A 24,021-nucleotide genomic window follows, 5' to 3' on the forward strand; every position below is an offset into this window, starting at 1 on the left:
ACCCGCCGTGCCCGGAGGCTGCGTCGGTAGCCTTCGCGTCGTGACTCCCTCCGTGCGGATCGTCGGCACCGGCCTCATCGGCACCAGCCTGGGCATCGCCCTGAGCCGGGCCGGGTATGCCGTGTCGCTGGCAGACCCGTCGCCGACCGCCGTGGCGCTCGCCCGCGACCTCGGCGCGGGGGAGGTGACCGGGCCCGGCACCCCCGAGCCCAAGGTCGTCGTCGTCGCGGCACCGCCGGACGTGGCGGGTGCCGTCGTCGCGCTGGAGCTCGCCTCGTGGCCCCGGGCCGTGGTGACCGACGTCGCGTCGGTCAAGGTCGCCGTCCTCGACGACGTCCGCGCGCGGGGCGGGGACGTCACGCGGTACGTCGGCTCGCACCCCATGGCGGGACGGGAGCGGTCGGGCGCGGTGGCGGCCCGCGGGGACCTCTTCGACGGCCGGGCCTGGGTCGTGGTGCCGCACGCCGAGTCCTCCGCCGACGCCGTGGAGACGGTGCAGGAGCTGGCGCGCGCCGCCGGCGGGACCGTGTCCACCATGGACCCCGAGGCGCACGACGCGGCCGTCGCGGCGGTGTCGCACGTGCCGCAGGTGGCGGCCTCCCTGGTGGCGAGCCGGCTGCGCGACCTCGGCGATCCTGCCGTCGCGCTCTCCGGCACCGGGATCCGCGACGTCACGCGGATCGCCGCCAGCGACCCCCAGCTGTGGACCCAGATCCTCTCCGGCAACGCGACCGCGGTCCGCCACGTCCTCGCCGACCTCCGGGACGAGCTCGACGAGGTCGTCACTGCCCTGACCCGGCTGAGCGAGGGCGACGCCGTTGGCGCCCGCGAGGTGCTGGCCAGGGTCGTCGCCCACGGCAACGCCGGCCACGCCCGGATCCCCGGCAAGCACGGTGCCGCGCCCACGGCATACGGCGTCGTGGTCGTGCTGGTCCCGGACCGGCCGGGCGAGCTCGCCCGGCTCCTGCACGACGTCGGCGACGCCGGCGTCAACCTCGAGGACCTGCACCTCGAGCACGGCCTGGGGCAGCCGTTCGGGCTCGCGGAGATCTCCGTCCTGCCCGCCGTGGTCGAGCGCCTCGGCGAGGAGCTGCGCGCCCGCGGCTGGCGGCTGCACGGCTGACGGGCACTATTCTCGACGGCCATGAGCAGTGAGCACCTCGTCGTGGCCGTCGACGGGCCGTCCGGCTCGGGCAAGTCGAGCGTCTCGCGCGCGGCAGCCACTCGGCTGGGGGTGGGCTACCTCGACACGGGCGCCATGTACCGCGCGGTGACCTGGTGGTGCCTGGAGGAGGGCGTCGACCTCGACGACCGCGACGCGGTCGCGCAGGCCGCCCGTGAGATCCCGCTGGTGATGGGCACCGAGCCGGCGCACGCCAGCGTCCAGGTCAGCGGGCGTGAGATCGAGGACGCCATCCGAACGACCAGGGTGTCCGAGGCCGTCTCGAAGGTCGCCACGAACACGCAGGTGCGCCCCGTCCTGCAGCAGCTGCAGCGCGACCTCATGGACGAGATCGCGACGCGCACCGGGGGAGTGGTGGCCGAGGGGCGGGACATCACCACGGTCGTGGCTCCCGACGCCGACGTCCGGGTGCTGCTCACCGCGAGCGTCGAGGCGCGCCTGCGCCGCCGCTCCAGGGAGCTGCACGGGGGCGACGACGCGGCGGCCGTGGCGGCGACCCGCGACCAGATCGTGCGCCGCGACGAGGACGACTCCACGGTCTCCGACTTCATGGAGGCGGCGGACGGCGTGACCCTGCTCGACACCTCCGACCTGGACTTCGAGCAGAGCGTGGACGCCCTCGTCGAGCTCGTCCGCTCGCACGCGCCGGCCAAGGTCCGCGGGTGACGGAGCCGCCCCGCACGGCCCCGGCGCCCGGAGCGGTGCAGGTGCCGGCGCCCTGGCGGGTCAGGGTCAACACGGTCATCGGCTGGCCGCTGTTCCACGCGTTGTACCGGCTGTCGGTGATCGGCCGGAACCGGGTGCCGCGCACGGGACCGGTCGTGTTTGTCGGCAACCACGTGGGGTTCCTCGACGGCCCGATGCTGCCGGGCGTCGCGCCGCGCCCGACGTGCGTGCTCGTGAAGCGGGAGATGTTCCGGGGGCTGCTCGGGCGCTTCCTGCGGTTCATCGGCCACATCCCCGTGACCCGCGGCTCCGGCGACCGGGCGGCCCTCAGCGCGGCCGTCGCGGTCCTGCACTCCGGCGGTGCGGTCGGGATCTTCCCCGAGGGGACCCGCGGACGCGGTGACGTCGCCGCCGTCCAGCAGGGTGCCGCCTGGCTGGCGCAGCAGGGTGGGGCGGTGGTCGTGCCCGTGGCCTTCCTCGGGACGCGGGTCGCCGGTGCCTCGAGGAACTCCGTCCCGCGGCTGCGCAGCAGGGTGGTCGTCGAGTTCGGCCACCCGGTGACGCTCTCCGCGGACCCCTCCCTGACCGGGCGCCAGCGGCTTGTCGTCGCCACCGAGCAGGTCCGCGACGCCCTCGCCACGCACGTGCGGGAATCCCAGGCACGCCACCAGGTGTTCCTCCCCGGGGACGAGGGCTGACCGCCCGTCCCCGCGCCCGCGCGCGACTGCCTGTGCGCCCGGCTCAGGCTGGGTCGCACGCCCGGCCGGCCCCGGTCGCACGGCCCGCCCCGGTCGACGTGTCCGGGGCACCCGCCGACATGCGAGACAATGGGCGCCGGCCCCACGGCATACCTGCGCCGCGGCGGCCCCACCACGACTCCCCGAGGACCCGCTGTGACCGAGCACCTGACCGACGACTCCACCGTCGAGCGCGCCCTGCGCGCCGGCCTGGAGGAGTTCGACCTGAGCGACGAGGACCGCGCCCTCGTCGACGGCGAGCTCGACGACGACGGGTACGCCCGTGAGGAGGGTCCGCGCCCGGTCGTCGCCGTCGTCGGCCGCCCGAACGTCGGCAAGTCGACCCTCGTCAACCGCATCCTCGGCCGCCGCGAGGCCGTCGTCGAGGACGTCCCCGGCGTGACCCGCGACCGCGTCGCGTACGACGCCGACTGGGCCGGTCGCCGGTTCACCCTCGTCGACACCGGCGGCTGGGAGATCGACGCCACCGGCATCCACCTGCGGGTCGCCGAGCAGGCCGAGGTCGCGGTCGAGCTGGCCGATGTCGTCATGTTCGTCGTCGACGCCACCGTCGGCGCCACCGACGACGACGAGGCCGTGGTGAAGCTGCTGCGCCGCTCCGGCAAGCCCGTCGTCCTCGTCGCCAACAAGGTCGACGACCAGCGCACGGAGGCCGACGCCGCCGCGCTGTGGAACCTCGGGCTCGGCCAGCCGTGGCCGGTGTCCGCGCTGCACGGCCGGGGGAGCGGTGACGCCCTCGACGCCGTCCTCGAGGTCCTCCCGGCGGTGTCCGGTGTGGGCGGCGCCTACGAGCGCGGTGGCCCGCGCCGCGTGGCCCTCATCGGCCGCCCGAACGTCGGCAAGTCCTCGCTGCTCAACAAGCTCGCCGGCTCCGAGCGCGTCGTCGTCGACAACGTCGCCGGCACCACCCGCGACCCGGTCGACGAGCTGATCGAGCTCGGTGGCAAGACCTGGCGGTTCGTCGACACGGCCGGCATCCGCCGCCGCGTGCACCAGACCCGGGGCGCCGACTTCTACGCCTCGCTGCGCACCCAGACCGCGCTGGAGAAGGCCGAGGTCGCCGTCGTCCTCATCGACGCCGAGCAGAGCATCGCCGAGCAGGACATCCGCGTCGTCCAGCAGGTCATCGACGCGGGCCGTGCGCTCGTCGTCGCCTACAACAAGTGGGACCTGCTCGACGAGGAGCGCCGCTACTACCTCGAGCGGGAGATCGAGCGCGAGCTCGTGCAGATCCCGTGGGCGCCCCGCGTCAACATCTCGGCCAAGACCGGCCGCGCCGTCGAGCGGCTCGTCCCGGCGATCGAGAAGGCGCTGGACTCCTGGGACACCCGCGTCCCCACGGGTCGGCTCAACGCCTTCCTCGGCGAGGTCGTGGCCGCCCACCCGCACCCGGTGCGTGGCGGCAAGCAGCCGCGCATCCTGTTCGCGACCCAGGCCTCGACCCGTCCGCCGCGGTTCGTGCTCTTCGCGTCCGGGTTCATGGAGGCCGGGTACCGCCGGTTCGTCGAGCGCCGCCTGCGCGAGGAGTTCGGCTTCGAGGGCACGCCGATCGAGGTGTCCGTCCGGGTGCGCGAGAAGCGCAAGCGCCGGTAGCGAGGGCGGCCCGCGACGTCGGGCTCGCGTGCGGCACACCGATTTCAAGCGGCGGTATGCCGTGCGCTAAGGTTTCGTTCGCTCCGCAAGGGGCGAATGCCACGGGCTGTGGCGCAGCTTGGTAGCGCACTTGACTGGGGGTCAAGGGGTCGCAGGTTCAAATCCTGTCAGCCCGACCAACCGGGGCCTGACCTGTGACCACAGGTCAGGCCCCGTTGTCGTGCCCGGCCCCGGTGGCCGTTCACGAAATTCTCCGGACCGGGTCCGAGCCATCTGGCCGGGCGCCTGGCGCGCGGATCAGGTCGGCTCAGGTGACAGACAGAGCCAGGTCGGGAGTCGAGGCCTCCTCACGCTGACCGTGCGGCCCGGTGGGGTGGGCGCCCTTGGCGAGCAGCCACAGGCCCAGGACGAGCTCGAACGGCACGTAGGGCGCGTACAGGACCCGGCTCGGTTCAAGGTCCCGGTTCCAGAGGAGTGCCACGGTGGCGACGAGGACGAGGGGCACCGCGAGAAGCCCCCACAGGCCCAGCACGCGCGGGACGATCCTCGACCGGTACAGCAGGCCGTACCACAGCATCGCCCCGACGCAGAAGAACAGCATGTCGATGTCGCCCGCGTGCTGACTGAGGCTGAGAGCGAGCGAGCCGGACGACTGCCCGGGCGACGCGATCGCCACGTCCGTAGCACCCGCCTCCTGGCTCAAGCTCAGCAGGACCGCCAGCCCCACGGTCTTGACCGTGAGGAAGACCGCCTCGCAGGTCCACAGGACGAGGGCGACCAGGGACAGGGCGCGGTCCAGCTGCCTGAGGACGAGGTAGAGCAAGGCGCTCATCACCAGGATGCCGATGCTGGTGAGCAGCTCGAGCACCACCGTCGTGCGCATCCGGTTCGGGTTGCTCGCCAGCCTGCTCAGGACGTCGGAGGCACGGCCGTCGAGCAGCGGCGCCGAGAGCAGACCGGCTGCCAGGCTGGTGGCGAACTGGAACACGAAGGCTGCTCCGAGGTATCGGGGCGTGCGATCTGTGGCCACGACCGACATCTCGTCACCTCCCCGTTGTCGTTTCGTGCTCGGCCACCTCGAGGTCGAGCTGGTTCTGTCCTGTGTGTCGCCACTGCCCCCCGCGGGGCGTCGGGAGGCTGTCGGTCACCGTCGGCCAGGTCCAGGCCTGGTATGCGATCGCGACCAGGAGCGTGACCTCGATGACGCTGCCCACGACGAAGTAGGTCCACTCGCCCACCGCGCTCGCGGCGATGGTGACGGCGTAGATCGCTGCCACGGCGATGTTCGCGGCGCGGGTCACCCTCGCCGGCATGACCAGGCTCAGGAGCAGCATCAGGCTCGGCACGGCGACGTAAAGGATCACGCCCAGGAGGTAGCCCTGTCCGATCGTGAAGGCGGCCACCTTGCCCGCCTCGAGGTCGGCGCGCACGTCCTTGCGGTACAGGCTGAAGAGGTCCACGCACACGAAGAGGAAGAGCATGGACGTCCACGATGCTGCGATCGTGAGCCGTGGGTCGACCCGGTGGTCGAGGTAGTGGGTCGTCGTCGGCATGGTGACCTCCAGCTGCGGTGTGCCGGGCGACGCGGCGCGTCTGCGTGCGGCCTCATCCGCTTCCACCCCGAGCCTTTCGGCGGGTCGGTGGTGCCGACAGGGGAGAAGGTCCTCGGGCCCTGCCCGCCCCGGCGGGATCGGCGACAGCACCTGCAGGCCATGGCCGCGATCGATGCTCGGGCTCGCTGCGCTGCAGTGACGAGTCGCCGACCAGGCGGGCAGCGCGTCCGCGAACCCGATGTGGCCACGGTGACGAGCGCACCCGGCATACCGGGCCTCAGCCCTCGTAGTGGGCGAGCCAACTTGTGAGGATGCGCTCCAGGTCGTCCCGATCGGTGGGGGAGAGCGCCTCCAGGATGCGCTGCTCGTTGGCGAGGTGTGCCGCGATGGCGTCGTCCACGAGCGCGCGGCCCTGCTGGGTGAGGGCGACGACGCGACCACGGCGGTCGCCGGTGGCGGCGCGACGGGTCACGAGGCCGGCGGCCTCGAGGCGGTCCAGACGCTTGGTCATCCCGCCTGTGGTCACCATCGTGTGCCGGGCGAGCTCGCCGGGAGCCAGCTCGAACGGGTCACCCGAGCGGCGCAGCGACGCCAGCACGTCGAAGTCGCCCTCGCCCAGCCCGAACCGCCGGTAGACGGGGAGGAGCTCGTCGGTGAGGTGCGCGGCGAGCCGGTGCAGGCGCCCGATGACGCCGACGGGCGAGGTGTCGAGGTCCGGGCGCTCGCGCCGCCACTGGTCCTGGATCTGCGCGACCCGGTCGGTCGCGGACCCGTCCGGGGACTGCTGCTGGGCCATTCGCGGAATATACCTTCCTCGGAAGGCATTGAGGGTCTCGTGGAGTCGAACCTGCGCGTGGTCCTCACGACCGCCCTCGCCCCGATCGCCTGGGGCGCCAACTACTACGTCATCCGGCACACCCTGCCCGCCGACAGCCCGCTCTGGGGCTCGTCGCTGCGGGCGCTCCCGGCGGCGCTCGTGCTGCTGCTGGTCGCACGCAGACTGCCTCGCGGTGCGTGGTGGTGGCGCTCGGCGGTCCTGGGCACCCTCACCGTCGGCGGCTTCTTCCTGCTCGTCTACCTCGCCGCGCAGATGCTGCCGAGCAGCGTGGCCGCCTCGATCATGGCGGCCTCGCCCCTCGTCCTCGCCGGCTTCGCCTGGCTGCTCGCCTCCGAGCGGCCGACCGCCCGCGTGCTGGCCGGAGCCGTCGTGGGGATCCTCGGCGTGCTCCTGGTCGTGGCGGCCGGGTCGGGCGCCGTCTCCGGCTGGGGCGTCGCGGCCTCGGCCTCGGCGATGGCGATGTCCTCGTTGGGGTTCGTGCTGGCCAAGCGCTGGTCCGACGACACCCCTGTCGTGGCGACGACCGCGTGGCAGATGCTTTTCGGTGGCGTCCTCCTGACCGTCGTCGCGGCCGTGGCCGAGGGTGCGCCTCCCACGCTCGACGCGAAGGGTGTCGCCGGGGCCGCGTTCGTCAGCCTCATCGGTACCGCGCTCGCGTTCGTCGTCTGGTACGACGGCCTGCGCCGCCTGTCAGCCGGCACCGTGGGTGTCATCGGCCTGCTCAACCCGGTCACGGGAGTGCTGCTCGGCGCGCTGGTGGCGGGCGAGCACCTGACGCCGTGGCAGCTGCTCGGCATCGCGCTGGTGCTCGGCGGGATCGTCGTCGGCCAGCAGCGCTCCGGCGCGAAGGCCCGGCGCGCGGCGGCCGAGCGCGAACGGGCCCGCGAGCCGGAGCGCGTCGCCGCCTGACCGCACGTCCAGGCAACCGCGGGGGCTCAGTCCGGGCCGCTGAGGCTCGGTCCGGGCCGCTGAGGCTCGGTCCGGGCCGGTGGGGCTCGGGTCAGGTGCTCGGGGCTCGGGTCAGGTGCTCGGGGCTCGGGTCAGGTGCTCGGGGCCGGGGTCAGGCGGTGCCGGGGTCAGGCGGTGCCGGGGTCAGGCGGTGCCGACGGCGCACCAGGCCTCGGCGCGGACCTCGAAGGGTGCCTCGGGCAGGCGTCGCTGCGCCAGCGCCCGCAGCGCGTCCCGGCGCTCGTCGTCGAGCGCGGTGACGTATGCCCCGGCCGGGCCCACCCCGAACGTGTACGGCTCCCACCAGTCCTCGAAGGAGTCGTAGCGCGTCGTGACGGCGAGCGAGGACTCCCGGACCTCGGCGAGCCCGGCCCCGCGCAGGAGCTCACCCAGCTGCCCGCGCTCCGTCCCCGCGAGCAGCCCCTCGCCCTCCTCGCCGGGATCGAACTCGCGGACGACGTCCCAGAAGGCCGAGACCGGTCCCTGGCGCCCGGCGTGGTCCCACACGCACGCCGCGACGACACCGCCAGGACGGGTGACCCGTGCCATCTCACGCAGTCCGGCCACCGGGTCGCACATGAAGTGCACGACCAGCTGCGCCAGGGCGGCGTCGAACCCGTCGTCGGGGAAGGGCAGATCCTCCGCGGCGGCGGCGACCACGTCGACCCCGGGCAACCGCGACCGCGCCGCCTCCACGAACGAGCGGGAGGGGTCGCAGGCGTGCACCCGGTCCGGCCCGAGCCGCTCGACGAGGGCCGACGTCAAGGCGCCGGGGCCGCAGCCGACGTCCAGCACCGACTGGTCGCCGCCCGGTGCCACCCCGGCAGCGTCGGCGAACACCGCCGCGAGCGGCTCGGAGAAGCGTCCCATGAACTGTCCGTACGCCTGCGCGGTCACCTCGAAGCCCACGGACCCGAGCGTCCGCCGCCTCCGCCTCCGCGTCAATGGCCACGGACGAGCGAGCGCGGGAACCGCAGTCCCCGCCCAGCACGCACCCAACGGCAAACGCGCGTAGACACGTGAATTGTCCACCCAAGAGCAGTCGTCCGGCGTGGAGTTCCGCAAATGGCCTCCATGAGGTCTGCCGCGGCGCTAGAGTGCGCCCGTCGGTCACGGCTTCGGCAGGAGAACCCCCCATGCGTCCCACGGTCATCGGCGTCAAGCTCGGCGCTGCCCTCGTCATCGCCCTCGGTGTCGCCGGAGGAGGGACGGTCGCCTACGCGCTGACGTCCTCGCCGGTCGACAGCACGTCGGCCACCCCGGCAGCGTCGGCGACGACCGACCCCACCGAGACGGCGACCGCGGACCCGACGGAGACGGAGACGGCCGACCCGACGGAGACCGAGACGGAGACGGCCGACCCGACGGAGACCGAGACGACCGACCCCACCGAGACGGAGACGGCCGACCCCACGGCCACGGGCACCCAGGGCCCCGACGCCACCGGTCCTGCCGCGCGCGGCCTGTGCACCGCCTGGACGCACCACCAGGGTCGCGCCACCGGCAAGTCCGCCGACTCGACCGCGTTCCGCGCCCTCGCGGCGGCCGCGGGTGGCCAGGACCAGGTTGGCGCGTACTGCGCGACCGTGCTGGGCACGGCGACCCAGCCCCAGCCGTCGGCGACCGAGGACCAGCCCAGCACGCCGAGCGCCACGTCCTCCACGACGACCCACGGCAAGTCCGGTGGCTCGGGCCACTCCACCGGCAAGGGCGGCAAGCACGGCAAGGGCCACGGCAAGGGGCACTGACCCCTCGCCCGCGCGGGGCGAGCCCGGGCAGGCCCCGGCATACGCCGAACCGGTCGGCGCCACCCACGGGTGGCGCCGGCCGGTTCGTGTTCCTGGGCGCCGGGGCGAGCAGTCGCTACAGCGCCGCGGCGATCCGTGAGACGGCCTCGCGCAGGATGTCCGGCGAGGTCCCGAAGTTCAGCCGGGCGTGCCCCGTCCCGCCCGTCCCGAACCCGGGACCGGGGTGCAGCGCCACCTTGGCGCGCTCGCGCAGGACGGCGCTCGGGTCGTCGCCGAGCCCGACGGCGGTGAAGTCCAGCCAGGCCAGGAACGTCCCCTCGGGTACCCGGTAGCCGACGCCCGGCAGCTGCTCGGACACGAGGTCGGCGAGCAGCCGCCGGTTCTCGTCCAGGCCGGCGAGCAGGGCGTCGAGCCAGGCGCCGCCATGCAGGTATGCGGCGCGGTGGGCAATGACGCCGACGTGGCTCGCGCCGTGCGACACCTCCTCCGGGATGCGGGCCAGCTCCGCGGCGGCCTCGGGCCCGGGCACGGCGAGCGCGGCCTTGAGCCCGGCCAGGTTGAACGCCTTGGACGCCGACATCAGCGCGACCGCCCGCGCGCCGGCAGGCAGCGACGCCACCGGGGTGAAGGTCGCGCCCTGCGGCACGAGGGGGGCATGGATCTCGTCGGCGACCACCCGCACGCCGTGCTGCTCGGCGAGCTCGATCGCGGCGGTCAGCTCCTCGGGGCTGTGCACCGTGCCGGTGGGGTTCTGCGGGTTGCACAGGAGGTATGCCGCGTGGCCGCCGTCGCGGGTGGCGTCGGCGAGGGCTCGCTCGAGGGACTCGAGGTCGATGCGGCCGGTCCCGCCCAGCGGCGCCTCGACCACCCGCCGCCCGAGGTGCTCGACGAACTGGAAGAACGGCGGGTACACGGGGGAGTTCACGACCACGGCGTCGCCCTCGCCGGTGAGGAGCTTGAGCACCTCCACCACGCCGAGCATGACGTCCGGGACGATCTGCATGTAAGCGGGGTCCGGGTGCCAGCCCCACCGCTCGCCCGCGAAGCTCGCGAGGGCCTCGGCGTAGTCCTCCGGCCACGGGTACCCGGTGTCACCGGCCTCGAGCGCGTCGTGCACCGCACGGCGCACGGGCTCGGCCGGGACCACGTCCATCTCGGCCACCCACAGCGGCAGCACGTCCGGCCCGTACAGCCGCCACTTGACGCTCCGGCGCCGCCGCAGCAGCTCCAGGCCCGGTCCCAGCAGCGGGTTGTCCATGCCTGCGAACTCTACGCAGCACCAGCCGGTTAGGCTTCGGACGTGGTCGGACGAACGGAGCGGGGGAGCGCTGTCGAGGCGCCGTCGCGACCCGTCCCCGCGTCCGGGCAGGTCCTCAACGTGCCGAACGCCCTGTCGGCGCTGCGGCTGGTGGGCGTGCCGGTCTTCCTCTGGGCGATCCTCACCGGCCACGACGCGGTCGCCCTGCTCACGCTGATGGTGTCCGGGGTCAGCGACTACCTCGACGGCAAGATCGCGCGCCGGTTCGGGCTGGTCTCCCGGCTGGGGGAGCTGCTCGACCCGCTCGCCGACCGCCTCTACATCGCGACGACGCTCTTCGGGCTCGCCTGGCGCGAGATCATCCCGTGGTGGCTGGTCGGCGCGCTGGTCGGCCGCGAGGTGCTGCTCGCCGCGGTCCTGTGGTGGATCCGCCGCTACGGCCAGGTCGGCCTGCCGGTGCACTTCGTCGGCAAGGCTGCGACCTTCAACCTCCTCTACGCCTTCCCGCTGCTGCTGCTCGGCCAGGGCACGAGCGCGTTCGCCCAGTGGGCCGAGCCGATCGGCTGGGCGTTCGCCTGGTGGGGCACGGTCCTGTACTGGGTCGCCGGCGTCATGTACATCGTCCAGGCACGGCAGGTGGTGGCCTCCCACCGCCCCGTGCCGGTCCGGTAGGGCGGCGGCGTGGTCCCCACCTCGCACCGTTCGGAGGCGCCACCGCCGACCCCCACGGGGCGGCGCGTGGACGAGTCCATGACGCTGCTCACCTCGATGATGGAGCGCCCGCTCGACCCCGGGTATGCCGCGGCCGCCGAGCGGCGCGTGGCCGCCGGGCTGCCGCCCAGCACGGGCTTCCGCACCCCGGTGGTCGTCGTCGCGTCCGCGGTCGTCGGCTTGCTGCTCACCTTCGGGGCGCTCGCCCTGCGGGCCCCGTCCACCGCGGCGGCGAAGGCGAAGTCCGACCTCGTGTCCCAGATCGAGACGCGCCGGGCGGCGTCCGACCGCCAGGAGGCCACCCTGCGCTCCATGCAGGCCGACATCGACCGGCTGCAGAAGGAGGCGCTGGGCGGCCAGCAGGCCGCCCTGCAGTCGCGGCTCGACACGCTGAGCCTGGTGTCCGGCTCGGAGGCCGTCACGGGCAAGGGCGTCGTCCTCACCCTCGACAACGCGCCCGGGAGCGACACCAACAGCGCCGACGGCAACCCCCGGACCAGCACGGGCACCGACGAGGGGAAGGTCTTCTCCAAGGACCTGCAGATCGTCGTGAACGGCCTGTGGCAGGCGGGGGCCGAGGCCATCGCGGTCAACGGGCAGCGGCTCACGTCCCGGTCGGCGATCCGGTTCGCGGGCGAGGCGATCCTCGTCAACTACCGCCCGCTGACCCGCCCCTACCGCATCAGCGCGATCGGGGACCCCACCGGGCTGCAGACCGGCTTCGCCGAGAACGACGGCGGGTCGTACGCGCGCGCCCTGCACGACAACTACGGCATCCGTGTTTCCATGGACACCGCCGACTCGCTGACCCTGCCGGCGGCGGCGTCGCTCACGGTCAGCGCCGCGACCGTCCCGCGGCCGAGCGCAAGCGCCACGGCCACGCCCACCCGCTCGCGCACCACCTCCCCGACACCGGCCACGTCCACCGCGACCCCGTCACCCTCGGAGACCTCACCGTGATCCCCCTGCTCGGCCTCATCGGCGGCGTCGTCATCGGCCTCGTCTGGGGCCCCGACGTGCCCGTGGCGCTCCAGCCGTACCTGCCCATCGCCGTCATCGCCGCCCTCGACGCGGTGTTCGGTGCGGTGCGGGCGGTCCTCGACGGGATCTTCAACGACAAGGTCTTCGTCGTCTCGTTCCTGGCCAACGTCGTGGTCGCGGCCTTCATCGTCTTCCTCGGTGACCAGCTCGGCGTCGGCTCGCAGCTGTCGACCGGCGTCGTCGTCGTCCTCGGCGTCCGGATCTTCTCCAACGTCGCCTCGATCCGGCGGCACCTGTTCAAGGCGTGACGATGAGCAGCACGCCCCCGCCCGGCGGTCCCGACCCCCGACCCACGCCGACGTCCCCACCGGACGGCGCGTGGCACCGGCTGCTGCGCATGGCGCGGCCGCGGGCGACCCGGGCCAACGCCTTCGCGGCCCTGCTCGCGATCGGCCTCGGCTTCGCGATCGCCACCCAGGTGCAGCAGACCAACCAGAACGGACTGGAGCAGCTGCGCGAGGACGAGCTGGTCCGCATCCTCGACGACGTCAGCTCGGAGCAGGACCGCCTCTCGGCCGACGTCCGGACGCTCGAGCTGCGCCGCGACCGCCTGCTCTCCGGGGCCGATGGCAGCGAGGAGGCGCTGAAGTCGGCGCAGGAGCGGGTCGACACGCTCGGCATCCTCACCGGCACCGCCCCCGCCACGGGACCCGGTGTCGTCATCACCATCAGCGACCCCGACCACAAGGTGACGGCGGCCCGGCTCCTCGACGCCCTGCAGGAGCTGCGAGACGCCGGGGCGGAGGCCGTGCAGATCAACGACGTCCGCGTCGTGGCCGACACCTGGTTCACCGACAGCGACGGCGCCGTCGAGGTCAGCGGGCGCCAGATCCGGCCGCCGTACACGATCCGGGCCATCGGCGACAGCGCCACCATGGCGTCCGCGATGGACATCCCCGGCGGTGTCACCGAGTCCGTCCGGCGCGACGGTGCCACGTCCACGGTGCGCCAGGCCGACACGGTCGAGGTGACCGCATTGCACAGCCTGACGGAGCCTCGTTACGCTCGGCCCGTCCCGGCGCCCTCGAAGTGACACCCCCTGTGCCACCGCGGCGCCCCGCCGACCTCCGCACCCCCGAGCAAGGAGCAGCATGAGCGAGCTGGAGTACCCCGAGGACCTGCGCTACACCGCGGAGCACGAGTGGGTGCGCGCCGGGGACGACGGCACGGTCCGGATCGGCATCACCTCCTTCGCCCAGGACTCCCTCGGCGACGTCGTCTACGTGAGCCTGCCGGGCGTCGGCGACACCGTCGCGGCCGGCGACGCATGCGGCGAGGTCGAGTCGACCAAGTCCGTGAGCGACCTGTACGCGCCGCTCGCCGGGGAGGTCACCGCGGTCAACTCCGCGCTCGACGCGACCCCCGAGCTCGTCAACACCGACCCGTACGGCGAGGGCTGGATGTACGAGCTGCGGGCCTCCGACGAGGGTGCGCTCGACGGGCTGATGGACCAGGCCGCCTACAGGGACCAGCTGGGCTGACCCGCCGCCGGCTCTGGGCGATTCCGCTGCACCGTGTCGGCGGCGTCGCCTAGGGTGTGTGCTTTGCTAGGGCCGGGACAGTCGAACACGACGAGGGAGCGGGCAGTCATGAACGGCAGCGAGAGGGACGACCAGGCGTCGCGGCCGCAGGAGCCGACGACCATGCGGCTGCCCGGCATCCACGACCTCGAGCAGGTCGACACGACGGCCGAGCCGGAGGTCGCGCTCAGCAAGGCCGACCAGGCCACCGTCGACGCCCTGCGCCCGGGCACGGCCCTGCTCGTGGTCCTGCGCGGCCCCAACACCGGGGCACGCTTCCTGCTCGACGACGACGAGGTCCACTCGGGCCGCCACCCCGACAGCGACATCTTCCTCGACGACGTCACCGTCTCGCGCAAGCACGCCACCTTCCGCCGCGAGGGTGACACGTTCGTGGTCCGCGACGTCGGGTCCCTCAACGGCACCTACGTCAACCGCGAGCGGATCGACGAGGTCGCGCTGCACACCGGTGACGAGGTGCAGATCGGCAAGTTCCGGCTCGTCTTCTACGCCGGCAAGGCCTGACCCGGCACGGTGTCCGCCCGCCCGCCACGCCGGTCCATGACGATCGGCGCCGTGCTCGCGACGCTCCAGCAGGACTTCCCGGACGTCACGATCTCCAAGATCCGGTTCCTCGAGGCCGAGGGCCTCGTGACGCCCGCCCGTACGGCCTCGGGCTACCGCACGTACTCGGACACCGACGTGCAGCGGCTGCACTACGTCCTGACCGCCCAGCGCGACCACTTCTGGCCGCTCAAGGTGATCCGCGAGGCGCTCGACGCGCTCGACCGCGGGCTCACCCCGCCGCGCGGTGACCAGCCCAGTATGCCGCGTCCGGTCGTGCCGGCGGCGGCCGCTGACCCCGACGTGCCGTCTGCGGAGCAGCTCACCGCCGCGCCGACGCTGCGGCTGACCCGGGGCGAGCTGCTCACGTCCAGCGGTGCCGACGAGCCCCTGCTGCGCGACCTCGAGACGTTCGGGCTGGTGCGCCCCGACGGCGAGGGCCACTACGGCGACGCCGCGCTGTCGGTGGCCACGACCGCCGCCGGACTCGCGGCATACGGCATCGAGGCTCGGCACCTGCGGCCGTTCCGGACGGCCGCCGACCGTGAGGTGGGGCTGGTCCAGGCGGTCGCCACGGGCCGCGCGGACGACCCCACCGGGGAGGTGCTGCGCCTGTGCATCGCGCTGCACACGGCACTGGTGAAGGACGGCCTGGGACGGGCCTGAGCCGGTGACGTGGCGCGGGGGTACGGTGGGATCGTGAAGGTCCTCGATGTGCTCGGCGTGCGGGTGGAGATGCCCACCAACCACCCGATCGTGCTGCTCCGTGAGCGGGACGGCGACCGCTACCTGCCGATCTGGATCGGTGCCGCGGAGGCGACTGCGATCGCCTACGCCCAGCAGGGCATCGAGCCGCCGCGCCCGCTGACCCACGACCTGATGAAGAACGTCATCGAGGCCCTGGGTCACCGGCTCACCGAGGTGCGGATCGTCGAGATCAAGGACGGCGTGTTCCACGCCGCGCTGGTCTTCGACGGCACGGTCGAGATCTCCTCCCGGTCCTCCGACGCGATCGCCCTGGCCCTGCGCACCGGGACGACCATCGTGACCGGCGAGAGCCTGCTCGAGGAGGCCGGTGTCTCCATGTCGGCCGAGGAGGACAAGGACGACGAGGTCGAGCGGTTCAAGGAGTTCCTCGACCACGTGTCCGCGGAGGACTTCGAGACCAAGCCGGGGGAGAGCGGCACCGAGGCGTAGCACGCCCACCCTGACCCTCAACTGCACATCGAGAGTAGGTCCGCGCGCCGCGACACGCCGACAGCCGAAGGTCCAGTGGTTGTTGACCTGCGCTTACGCCCCGCCGTACCGTCAGGTCAAGACCTGTAATGCGACCGATGTAGTTACACCCGGGAGGTGAGCGCTGTGACCCCGAGCGAAGAGGCTCAGCACGGCCACAGGAGCGTGCCCGCTGTGGCCCAGGGGCTGCTGTTCACGGACGACCTCCCGGAGCTCAGTGACGACATCGGCTACCGCGGCCCGACCGCCTGCAAGGCGGCCGGGATCACCTACCGCCAGCTCGACTACTGGGCCCGCACCGGGCTCGTCGAGCCGTCGGTCCGTGGTGCGACCGGCTCGGGCACGCAGCGGCTGTACGGCTTCCGCGACATCCTCGTGCTCAAGGTCGTCAAGCGCTTGCTCGACACCGGCGTCTCGCTGCAGCAGATCCGCGTCGCCATCCAGCACCTGCGTGAGCGCGGCGTCGAGGACCTGGCCCAGATCACGCTCATGAGCGACGGCGCCTCCGTCTACGAGTGCACCTCCGCCGACGAGGTCATCGACCTGGTGCAGGGTGGCCAGGGCGTCTTCGGCATCGCCGTCGGTCGCGTCTGGCGCGAGGTCGAGGGCACCCTCGCCGAACTGCCGAGCGAGCGCACCGAGGACGAGTCCCCCGCCGCCCACCCGGACGACGAGCTCAGCGCCCGCCGGGCCGCGCGCCTGGCCTGAGGCACTCCGCCTGGCCTGAGGCACTCCGCCTGGTCCTGAGGCGCCAGTACTCGGTCCCACCGTCCACCGGCCCGTCGTCCCTCCGGGGAGGCGGGCCGCGGTGTTAGATTGGGGCTGCTGAACATCCCGCGTGGGAGAGTCCCCGCGCGCACCGGTCGGTGTGCGGCGGGGCGCCGAAGGGGCAAACTCCCCGGAACCTCTCAGGCGCCAGGACCGCGCGGGACAGGCACCTCTGGAGCGGCCTCGCCGTGACAGAAGGGGAGGCGATCCGAGCACCCACCCGTTCAGGAGCCTCATGTCCGCGCAGCCCGCCGCCGACCTGCCCGCCTTCGCCGGCCGCCACATCGGTCCCTCGTCCGACGACGTCGCCGCCATGCTGGCGACCGTCGGCCACGACTCGCTCGACTCGCTGGTCGACGCCGCGATCCCCGGTGCCATCCGGTCCCAGGGGGCGCTGCGCGTCGACGCCGCCGAGTCCGAGGCGGCCGTCGTCGAGGAGCTGCGCGCCCTCGCCCGACGCAACCACGTGCTGACCTCGATGATCGGCCTGGGCTACTACGGCACCATCACGCCCGCCGTCATCCAGCGCAACGTGCTGGAGAACCCCGCCTGGTACACCGCCTACACGCCCTACCAGCCGGAGATCTCCCAGGGCCGGCTCGAGGCGCTGCTCAACTTCCAGACCGTGGTCAGCGACCTGACCGGGCTCACCACGTCGGGGGCGTCGCTGCTCGACGAGGGCACCGCCGCCGCGGAGGCCATGACGCTGATGCGCCGCTCCAGCAAGGCCGCCGCCGACGCCGTGCTGCTCGTGGACCGGCACGCCTTCCCCCAGACCATCGCCGTGATGCAGACCCGGGCGACGCCGCTCGGCATCGACCTCGTCGTCGCCGACCTCGCCGGGGTCGACTCGGCCGAGGCGCTGCGGGCCGCCGCGGGCGGCCGTGACGTGTTCGGCGTGCTGGTGCAGTACCCCGGCGCCGACGGCGAGCTGCGCGACTGGGCGGCGCTGGCGGAGGCCGCCCACGAGGCCGGTGCCCTCGTCACCGCTGCCGCCGACCTGCTCGCCCTCACCCTGGCCACGGCGCCGGGGGAGTGGGGCGCGGACGTCGCCGTCGGCACCAGCCAGCGGTTCGGCGTGCCGATGGGGTTCGGCGGCCCGCACGCCGGCTACATGTCCGTGCGCGCCGGCCTCGAGCGGTCGCTGCCCGGCCGGCTCGTCGGCGTCAGCGTCGACACGGAGGGCGCACCGGCATACCGGCTCGCCCTGCAGACGCGAGAGCAGCACATCCGCCGCGAGAAGGCGACCTCGAACATCTGCACCGCCCAGGTGCTGCTCGCCGTGATGGCCTCGATGTATGCCGTGTACCACGGCCCGCAGGGCCTGGCCGCGATCGCGACCCGCGTGCACTCCCACGCCCGCACCCTCGCCGAGGGGCTGGCGGCAGGCGGCATCGAGGTCGTCACCGGCGCCTACTTCGACACGGTGACGGTGGCCGTCCCCGGTCGCGCCGACGAGGTCGTGCAGGAGGCCGCCCAGCGGGGCGTGAACCTGTGGCTCGTCGACGGCGACCACGTGTCCGTGAGCGTCGACGAGACGACCGACCTGCGTGACCTCGAGGCCGTGTGGGGTGCCTTCGGCGTGACGGGGGCCTCGGCGGTGGAGGTTGCCGCACCGCAGTGGCCGGAGGCCCTGGTCCGCCAGAGCGGCTACCTGGAGCACCCGGTCTTCAACACCCACCACAGCGAGACGTCGATGCTGCGCTACCTGCGCCGGCTCTCCGACCGCGACTTCGCCCTCGACCGCGGCATGATCCCGCTCGGTTCCTGCACGATGAAGCTCAACGCGACGACCGAGATGGTGGCCGTGACGTGGCCGGAGTTCTCCGACCTGCACCCGTTCGCCCCGGCAGCGCAGACGACCGGCATCCGCGAGCTCATCTCCGACCTGTCGGCGTGGCTGTGCGAGATCACTGGGTACGACGCGGTCTCGCTCCAGCCGAACGCCGGCTCGCAGGGCGAGTTCGCCGGGCTGCTCGCGATCTCGGCCTTCCACGAGGCGAACGGCCAGTCGCAGCGCCGGATCTGCCTCATCCCCGCCAGCGCCCACGGCACCAACGCGGCCAGCGCGGTCATGGCCGGCATGAAGGTCGTCGTGGTGAGGACCGCGCCCGGCGGTGACATCGACATGGACGACCTGCGCGCCAAGGTCGAGCAGCACCGCGACGACCTCGCGGCGATCATGGTGACCTACCCCTCGACCCACGGGGTGTTCGAGGACACCATCACCGAGCTGTGCGGGCTGGTCCACGACGCCGGCGGCCAGGTGTACGTCGACGGCGCGAACCTCAACGCCCTCGTCGGCCTGGCCAAGCCGGGCAAGTTCGGCGCCGACGTGTCGCACCTCAACCTGCACAAGACCTTCTGCATCCCGCACGGCGGCGGCGGCCCCGGCGTGGGCCCGGTGGCGGTGCGGTCGCACCTCGCGCCGCACCTGCCCAACCACCCGCTCGCGCCCGAGGCCGGCCCGGAGTCGGGCGTCGGCCCGATCTCGGCCGCGCCGTACGGGTCGGCGAGCATCCTGCCGATCTCGTGGGCGTACGTCCGCCTCATGGGCGGCGCCGGCCTGACGCGCGCGACCCAGGTCGCGGTGCTCAACGCCAACTACATCGCCGCGCGCCTGCGTGAGCACTACCCGGTGCTGTATGCCGGGCACGACGGGATCGTCGCGCACGAGTGCATCCTCGACCTGCGCGACCTGACCAAGCGCAGCGGCGTCACCGTCGACGACGTGGCCAAGCGGCTCATCGACTACGGCTTCCACGCCCCGACGATGTCGTTCCCGGTGGCCGGCACCCTCATGGTGGAGCCGACCGAGAGCGAGGACCGGTACGAGATCGACCGGTTCTGCGACGCGATGATCGCGATCCGGCACGAGATCGCCGCGGTCGAGTCCGGCGAGGTGGCCGTGGTCGACAGCATGCTGCGCAACGCCCCGCACACCGCGAAGGCGCTGGCGGGCAAGTGGGAGTACCCGTACGAGCGCTCGGACGCCGCCTTCCCGGTCGGGGTCGAGTCGGCGGACAAGTACTGGCCGCCGGTCGCCCGGATCGACGGTGCGTACGGCGACCGCCACCTCGTCTGCAGCTGCCCGCCGCCGGAGGCCTTCGAGGGCTGAGGGCGCCGGACCGGCCCACCGTCGAACCCGGCACGACACCGCGCCGACGCCACAGCCCGTGGCGTCGGCGCGGTGCGTTCGCGGTACCTGGTGCGGGACCGCGGGCCCCGTCAGGCGACGGCGGCGGAGTCAGCCGTCCCGCGCAGGTGCACGGTGGACCCGCGCTCGGTCTTGACGACCTCCACCTGGCTCGCGATGCGGGTGCGCAGCTCGGCCACGTGGCTCACGACGCCGACCGCACGGCCGCCCTCGCGCAGGCCGTCGAGCACGTCCATGACCTGTTCGAGGCTGTCGTCGTCGAGCGTCCCGAAGCCCTCGTCCACGAACAGCGTCTGGAGCTCGAACCCGCCGGACTCCTCACGCACGGCGTCGGCGAGCCCGAGGGCCAGCGCCAGCGAGGCCATGAAGGACTCTCCGCCGGACAGCGAGGTGGTGGCTCGGGCCTGGCCGGTCCACTGGTCGAGAACCTCCAGGCCGAGGCCGCTGCGGGCGCCCCGGGCGGCGAGCCCGTCGGTGTGCCGCAGCAGGTAGCGGCCGTCGCCCATGGAGCGGAGGCGCTCGTTGGCCAGCGTGGCGACCTTCTCGAGCCGGGCGGCGAGGACGAAGGCGGACAGGCGCATCCGCAGCACGTTGTTCGGCCCGAGACCGGCCACGGTGTCGGCGAGGTCGCGCAGGACGTCGTGGCGCACCACCGCCTCACCCAGCCGCTCGCTGTGCGCCGTCACAGTCGCCCGGGCCCGACGCACGTTCGCCAAGGTGGCGCGGGCCAGGGTGTCGGCGGACGTGGCAGCCGACAGGACCTCCGCAGTGGCTGCCCTGGCGGTCTCGAGCGCGACGAGGTCGGGTGACGGCTGCTCCAGGGCGGCAGCGACGTCCGGCTCGGCCACCGTGGCGGTGGCGACCGCGAGGCGCCGCTCGTGGGTGCGGGTGGCCTGCGTGAGCTCGGCCACCGTGGCGGGGTCGAGCAGGGCACTTCTCGCGTCGGAGGCGTCGGCGAACCCGTGCTCGGTCAGCGCAGCCGACGTGGATGCGGTGACCTCGGCGAGCTCGGCGCTCCGCTCGCGCAGCCGGCTCGCCGCGTCGAGGTGGGCCACCAGGTCGTCGACCGCGCGACGGTGCGCGGTCGCGGTGGCCGTGAGGGCCGCCCGGTCCACGCCCTGGTCGGCCGCGGGGTCGCTCCTGACGGGTGTCGCGCACGGGCAGAGCTGGTCGTGGTCGCTCACGGCTTCGAGGTAGCGGGCGTGACTGGCGGACAGCCGCCGGTCGAGGTCGGTGAGGGAGGCCTTCGCAGCGGACACCGTCTCGCGGAGCCAGCCCTCCTGGTCGGCCAGCGCGGTGGCCTTCTCCTCGAGCGCGGCGACGCGCTGCCGCGCGCCCTCGAGCTCTGCAGCCTGAGCCTGCAGGACGGCCACCGCCTCCTCGGCGCTCCCGACCTCCGCCGCGAGCTCCTCGGCCGTCCCGGGGTGGTCCGCGAGTGCCTCGGTGTGCTGGGCGACCACGGCCTCGACCGAGGCGATCCGGACCTGGAGGGCCGTGGACACCTGCTGCGCCTCACGCCAGCGGGACTCGGCCGCCTCGACGTCGTCGGCACTGACGGGGTCCGCCGACCTGGCCGGGGCCGGGTGCTCCACGGACCCGCACACCGGGCAGCTCGACCCGTCCGCGAGGTGCGCGGCGAGCTCGGCAGCCATCCCGTCGAGCCGCGCCTCGCGCAGGCGCTGGTAGGTGTCGCGCAGCGCCTGCTCGTGGTCGCGTGCCGCGCGCAGGTCGTCCCGGAGGACGGTGAGCCGCGTCGTGGCGGCGTCACAGGCCCTGCGACGGCGCAGCGCCTCCTCGGCGGTGGCGACCCTCGCCTGCGCGGGGCCCAGCTCCTGGCGCGCGTGATCGAGCTTCGTGACCCGCTCGATCGCAGTCACCAGGTCGCTCGCGATGCGGGTGCGCTCACCGGACAGCTCGGCCACGCGTGCGGCACTGCGCCGGAGCCGGGAGTGGACCTCGGTGCGCTCGGACTGCGCCTGTTCGAGGTCGTCCGCGTGGTGCACGGCGTCGACGAGGTGGTCGCCGGAGGTGCCGAGCTGGTCGAGCGCGTCCCGCAGGGCCTCCTCGGAGCGGTCGGACAGACCGAGGGCTGCCACCGGCGCGCTGGTCGAGTCGACCGCGGCGCGCGCGTCCGCGACCGCCGCGGCGGCTCGGGTCAGGGCGTTGAGGTCTCCGGACACCGCGCGCGCCCGCACCGCCCGCTCGAGCGCTGCGGTCGCCTCGACGTGCGCCTCGGCGGCCTCCTCGAGCCCGTCCAGCTCGCGCCGCGCCGCCTCGCCGCGCTGCTGGAGCCTGGCGAGCTCCTGCGCGGAGGTGTGCGCCGACACGGCGCGGGAACCGGCGATGCGGGCGGCGTCGAGGTCGGCCATGGAGGTGGCGACCCAGCCCTCGACGGCAGTCTCCAGCGACTCCAGCGACTCCCCGAGCTCACGCGGCGACAGCGCACCCCACTCGGGGGCGTCGGCCGTGACCTCGGGGGGCGCGCCGACGAGGTGCTCGCCCAGCACGGTCAGGGCGGAGGAGAGGGCGGACCGCTCCGACTCGACCGTGCCGGCTGCTGCCTTGCGCTGGTCGGCGAACCAGTCCTCGATGCCGACGTAGCCAGCGACGTCGAACAGCCGCTCCAGGAGCCCCCGGCGCTCCTCGGGGGAGGCACGGAGGAAGGCGGCGAAGTCGCCCTGGGGGAGCAGCACCACCTTGCTGAACTGGTCCAGCCCCATGCCCAGCACGTCGGCCACGACGTCTGCGATCTCGTCGTGGCGCGAGCTGAGCGCCTCCCAGGAGCCGTCGCGCAGCTCGTACAGGGTCGCCTTGGCGGGCACCGACACCTCGCCCCGGCCGCGGGCCTTGGGCCGGCGGAACTCCGGCGACCGCTCGATGCGCAGGCGTCGACCGCCTGCGGTCAGCTCGAGCGAGACGAGCGGGACGGCTCCGCGCTCGGCGTGGTCGCTGTGCAGCCCCTTCTTCGTCCGGGCGCCGGGCACATCGGCATACAGGGCGAAGGCGATGGCGTCGAGCAGGCTCGTCTTGCCCGCCCCGGTGGCTCCGCGGATCAGGAAGAGGCCGCCCTCGGACACGGCGTCGAGGTCCACCTCGACCGTGCCCGCGAACGGCCCGAACGCCGTGACGGACAGCCGGTGCAGCCTCATGCCGCACCCGCCCGGCGGCCGGCGGCTCCATCCTCCCGGCGACCCGGCCCCCGGCCGACCTCGGCGCGGCCCTCGTCGTCGCGCAGGCCCCGGTCGAGCCGGACCGCCTCGACCGCCTCGAGCAGCAGGGCGCGCTCGTCCTCGCTCGCGGCCGCTCCGACCCGGACGTGGCCGAGGAAGTCGCAGCACACGTCGACGGGGTCCTCCGCGGCGGTGCGCTCGGTGTAGCTGCGGACCGGCACGGCCGCGCCCTGCGGGTCGAACTGCAGGACCAGCGTGTGCGGGAACCGGCGGCGGAGCTGCTCCATCGCGCCGAGCGGCCGCACGGGGTCGGTGAGCGTCACCTGGCACCAGGCGCGCTCGGCCGGGGTCAGCCGCGGGTCGAGCAGCAGCTCGTCGAGGTCGCCGCGCAGCACCGCCAGCTCGCGGTGCACCGGCGCCTCCACGTGCTCGACCTCGACGGCACCGGTGGCCGCGTCGAGGTCGACCAGCCACGAGCCCTTGGAGTGCCGCCACTCGCTGAACGACAGCGCCACCGGGGAGCCGCTGTACCGCACGGTGTCGTCCACCTGCTGGCGCCCGTGGAGGTGGCCCAGCGCGGCATACGCGACACCGTCGAAGACGGACGGCGGCACCGCGCTCACGCCGCCCACGGAGATGTCCCGCTCGGAGTCGCTGGTCGCGCCGCCGGTGACGAACGCGTGCGCCATCACGACGCCCGGCAGCCCTCGGCCGTCGAGGTCGGCGCGCACGCGGGCCATCGCCGCGCCGAGCACCCCGGCGTGGGTGCGCTCGGACGCGCCGAGCGGCTCGGCCGCGACGGACGGCTCGAGGTAGGGGAGCGGGTAGACCGCGACGCCGCCGACCACCACGGGGGTGCCGACCGATGTCAGCGAGGAGCGGATGTGCAGCCCGGCGCGTGCCAGCAGCTCGCTGGCGAACCCGAGCCGGATCGCGGAGTCGTGGTTGCCGCTGGACAGCACCACCTGGGCGCCCGCGTCGACCAGGCGGGTGACCGCCTCGGACAGCAGGCGCACCGTGTCGGGGGACGGCATCGCACGGTCGTAGACGTCGCCGGAGACCAGCACCGCGTCGACCGACTCGGTGCGCACGACCTCGACGAGGGAGTCCACGAAACCCGCCTGGGCGTCGAGCAGCCCCACCTGGTGGAACGAGCGCCCCAGGTGCCAGTCGGAGGTGTGGAGGAACCGCACACGAGCAGGCTAGGAGAGTGCACCGACACGATCGGTGAGGCGCCTCGGCGTGCCTCGTCCCGGGATCTCCCGCGGTGGTGGCAGGCCCGCGCCGCCTGTGGTTGGGTCGTGTCAGC

Annotated in this window: 23 protein-coding genes, 1 tRNA gene and 1 riboswitch; of the genes, 17 read left to right on the forward strand and 7 right to left on the reverse strand. The window is 73.7% G+C overall.

Annotated elements, in window-relative coordinates:
* Positions 1-40: 40 nt before the first annotated feature.
* The 5 genes from J2X64_RS16445 (at position 41) to J2X64_RS16465 (ending at position 4,379) form a co-directional block, all read left to right on the forward strand.
* Positions 41-1,123 carry a prephenate dehydrogenase gene (locus J2X64_RS16445; RefSeq protein ID WP_310156821.1) on the forward strand — a complete coding sequence of 361 codons (1,083 nt, stop codon included), beginning with the start codon at positions 41-43 and terminating at the stop codon, positions 1,121-1,123.
* A 21-nt stretch (positions 1,124-1,144) separates the two neighbouring features.
* Entirely contained in the window at positions 1,145-1,849 is a 705-nt protein-coding gene (cmk, locus tag J2X64_RS16450) for a (d)CMP kinase (RefSeq protein ID WP_310156823.1), read from the forward strand.
* The gene (locus J2X64_RS16455) at positions 1,846-2,547 is read left to right on the forward strand and encodes a lysophospholipid acyltransferase family protein (protein ID WP_310156825.1); all 702 of its coding nucleotides are present in this window, start codon (positions 1,846-1,848) and stop codon (positions 2,545-2,547) included. The genes cmk and J2X64_RS16455 overlap by 4 nt, the downstream gene beginning before the upstream one ends.
* A 129-nt stretch (positions 2,548-2,676) precedes the next feature.
* The gene (gene der / locus J2X64_RS16460; protein ID WP_397444073.1) at positions 2,677-4,200 is read left to right on the forward strand and encodes a ribosome biogenesis GTPase Der; all 1,524 of its coding nucleotides are present in this window, start codon (positions 2,677-2,679) and stop codon (positions 4,198-4,200) included.
* A gap of 102 nt (positions 4,201-4,302) precedes the next feature.
* Positions 4,303-4,379 (forward strand) — tRNA-Pro (locus J2X64_RS16465).
* A 128-nt stretch (positions 4,380-4,507) separates the two neighbouring features.
* Here J2X64_RS16465 and J2X64_RS16470 read toward each other — a convergent pair.
* The 3 genes from J2X64_RS16470 to J2X64_RS16480 all read right to left on the reverse strand — a co-directional run bounded on the left by J2X64_RS16470 (position 4,508) and on the right by J2X64_RS16480 (position 6,549).
* A complete protein-coding gene (locus J2X64_RS16470; protein WP_310156828.1) occupies positions 4,508-5,230 on the reverse strand; it encodes a DUF4386 domain-containing protein in 723 nt (240 codons plus the stop codon).
* 13 nt (positions 5,231-5,243) lie between these two features.
* A complete protein-coding gene (locus tag J2X64_RS16475) occupies positions 5,244-5,753 on the reverse strand; it encodes a DUF6326 family protein (RefSeq protein ID WP_310156830.1) in 510 nt (169 codons plus the stop codon).
* A gap of 277 nt (positions 5,754-6,030) precedes the next feature.
* Positions 6,031-6,549, reverse strand: a complete 519-nt coding sequence (locus tag J2X64_RS16480; RefSeq protein WP_310156833.1) for a MarR family transcriptional regulator — start codon at positions 6,547-6,549, stop codon at positions 6,031-6,033.
* A gap of 39 nt (positions 6,550-6,588) precedes the next feature.
* On the opposite strand from J2X64_RS16480, the gene J2X64_RS16485 reads away from it, so the two are divergent.
* Positions 6,589-7,500 (forward strand): DMT family transporter, encoded by a 912-nt coding sequence (locus J2X64_RS16485; protein ID WP_310156835.1) that lies wholly within the window; start codon positions 6,589-6,591, stop codon positions 7,498-7,500.
* A gap of 183 nt (positions 7,501-7,683) precedes the next feature.
* Here J2X64_RS16485 and J2X64_RS16490 read toward each other — a convergent pair whose 3' ends face one another.
* Positions 7,684-8,448, reverse strand: a complete 765-nt coding sequence (locus J2X64_RS16490) for a class I SAM-dependent methyltransferase (protein ID WP_310156836.1) — start codon at positions 8,446-8,448, stop codon at positions 7,684-7,686.
* A gap of 227 nt (positions 8,449-8,675) precedes the next feature.
* Between J2X64_RS16490 and J2X64_RS16495 the strand changes: the two genes are divergently transcribed.
* The gene (locus J2X64_RS16495) at positions 8,676-9,287 is read left to right on the forward strand and encodes a hypothetical protein (protein WP_310156839.1); all 612 of its coding nucleotides are present in this window, start codon (positions 8,676-8,678) and stop codon (positions 9,285-9,287) included.
* A 115-nt stretch (positions 9,288-9,402) separates the two neighbouring features.
* On the opposite strand, the gene J2X64_RS16500 is transcribed toward J2X64_RS16495, so the two are convergent.
* A complete protein-coding gene (locus J2X64_RS16500; RefSeq protein WP_310156841.1) occupies positions 9,403-10,545 on the reverse strand; it encodes an aminotransferase class I/II-fold pyridoxal phosphate-dependent enzyme in 1,143 nt (380 codons plus the stop codon).
* Between the two features lie 42 nt (positions 10,546-10,587).
* Between J2X64_RS16500 and J2X64_RS16505 the strand changes: the two genes are divergently transcribed.
* The 10 genes from J2X64_RS16505 (at position 10,588) to gcvP (ending at position 19,503) form a co-directional block, all read left to right on the forward strand.
* On the forward strand, positions 10,588-11,217 hold the full coding sequence (locus tag J2X64_RS16505; RefSeq protein ID WP_310156844.1) for a CDP-alcohol phosphatidyltransferase family protein: 630 nt from the start codon (positions 10,588-10,590) through the stop codon (positions 11,215-11,217).
* Positions 11,218-11,283: 66 nt separating this feature from the next.
* Positions 11,284-12,216, forward strand: a complete 933-nt coding sequence (locus J2X64_RS16510; RefSeq protein WP_310156846.1) for a DUF881 domain-containing protein — start codon at positions 11,284-11,286, stop codon at positions 12,214-12,216.
* Positions 12,213-12,545, forward strand: a complete 333-nt coding sequence (locus J2X64_RS16515) for a small basic family protein (RefSeq protein ID WP_310156848.1) — start codon at positions 12,213-12,215, stop codon at positions 12,543-12,545. The genes J2X64_RS16510 and J2X64_RS16515 overlap by 4 nt, the downstream gene beginning before the upstream one ends.
* A gap of 2 nt (positions 12,546-12,547) precedes the next feature.
* A complete protein-coding gene (locus tag J2X64_RS16520; protein WP_310156849.1) occupies positions 12,548-13,330 on the forward strand; it encodes a DUF881 domain-containing protein in 783 nt (260 codons plus the stop codon).
* 58 nt (positions 13,331-13,388) lie between these two features.
* On the forward strand, positions 13,389-13,778 hold the full coding sequence (gene gcvH, locus J2X64_RS16525) for a glycine cleavage system protein GcvH (RefSeq protein WP_310156851.1): 390 nt from the start codon (positions 13,389-13,391) through the stop codon (positions 13,776-13,778).
* Between the two features lie 108 nt (positions 13,779-13,886).
* Entirely contained in the window at positions 13,887-14,342 is a 456-nt protein-coding gene (locus tag J2X64_RS16530) for an FHA domain-containing protein (protein WP_310156852.1), read from the forward strand.
* 36 nt (positions 14,343-14,378) lie between these two features.
* Positions 14,379-15,047, forward strand: coding sequence for a MerR family transcriptional regulator (locus tag J2X64_RS16535; protein WP_310156854.1), 669 nt, complete (start codon positions 14,379-14,381; stop codon positions 15,045-15,047).
* 33 nt (positions 15,048-15,080) lie between these two features.
* Positions 15,081-15,578: a bifunctional nuclease family protein gene (locus J2X64_RS16540; RefSeq protein WP_310156856.1), complete on the forward strand. Its 498-nt coding sequence runs from the start codon at positions 15,081-15,083 to the stop codon at positions 15,576-15,578.
* A gap of 165 nt (positions 15,579-15,743) precedes the next feature.
* Positions 15,744-16,325: a MerR family transcriptional regulator gene (locus J2X64_RS16545; protein WP_310157575.1), complete on the forward strand. Its 582-nt coding sequence runs from the start codon at positions 15,744-15,746 to the stop codon at positions 16,323-16,325.
* 121 nt (positions 16,326-16,446) lie between these two features.
* Positions 16,447-16,551, forward strand: a riboswitch (glycine riboswitch).
* A 69-nt stretch (positions 16,552-16,620) separates the two neighbouring features.
* Positions 16,621-19,503: an aminomethyl-transferring glycine dehydrogenase gene (gene gcvP / locus J2X64_RS16550; RefSeq protein ID WP_310156858.1), complete on the forward strand. Its 2,883-nt coding sequence runs from the start codon at positions 16,621-16,623 to the stop codon at positions 19,501-19,503.
* A 110-nt stretch (positions 19,504-19,613) separates the two neighbouring features.
* Here the strand turns inward: gcvP and J2X64_RS16555 are convergent, their stop codons facing one another.
* The gene (locus J2X64_RS16555) at positions 19,614-22,691 is read right to left on the reverse strand and encodes an AAA family ATPase (protein WP_310156860.1); all 3,078 of its coding nucleotides are present in this window, start codon (positions 22,689-22,691) and stop codon (positions 19,614-19,616) included.
* Positions 22,688-23,905 carry an exonuclease SbcCD subunit D gene (locus tag J2X64_RS16560; protein WP_310156862.1) on the reverse strand — a complete coding sequence of 406 codons (1,218 nt, stop codon included), beginning with the start codon at positions 23,903-23,905 and terminating at the stop codon, positions 22,688-22,690. The genes J2X64_RS16555 and J2X64_RS16560 overlap by 4 nt, the downstream gene beginning before the upstream one ends.
* Positions 23,906-24,021: the final 116 nt, after the last annotated feature.

It is taken from the genome of Phycicoccus sp. 3266, from assembly GCF_031456495.1.
Taxonomy (GTDB): Bacteria; Actinomycetota; Actinomycetes; order Actinomycetales; family Dermatophilaceae; genus Pedococcus.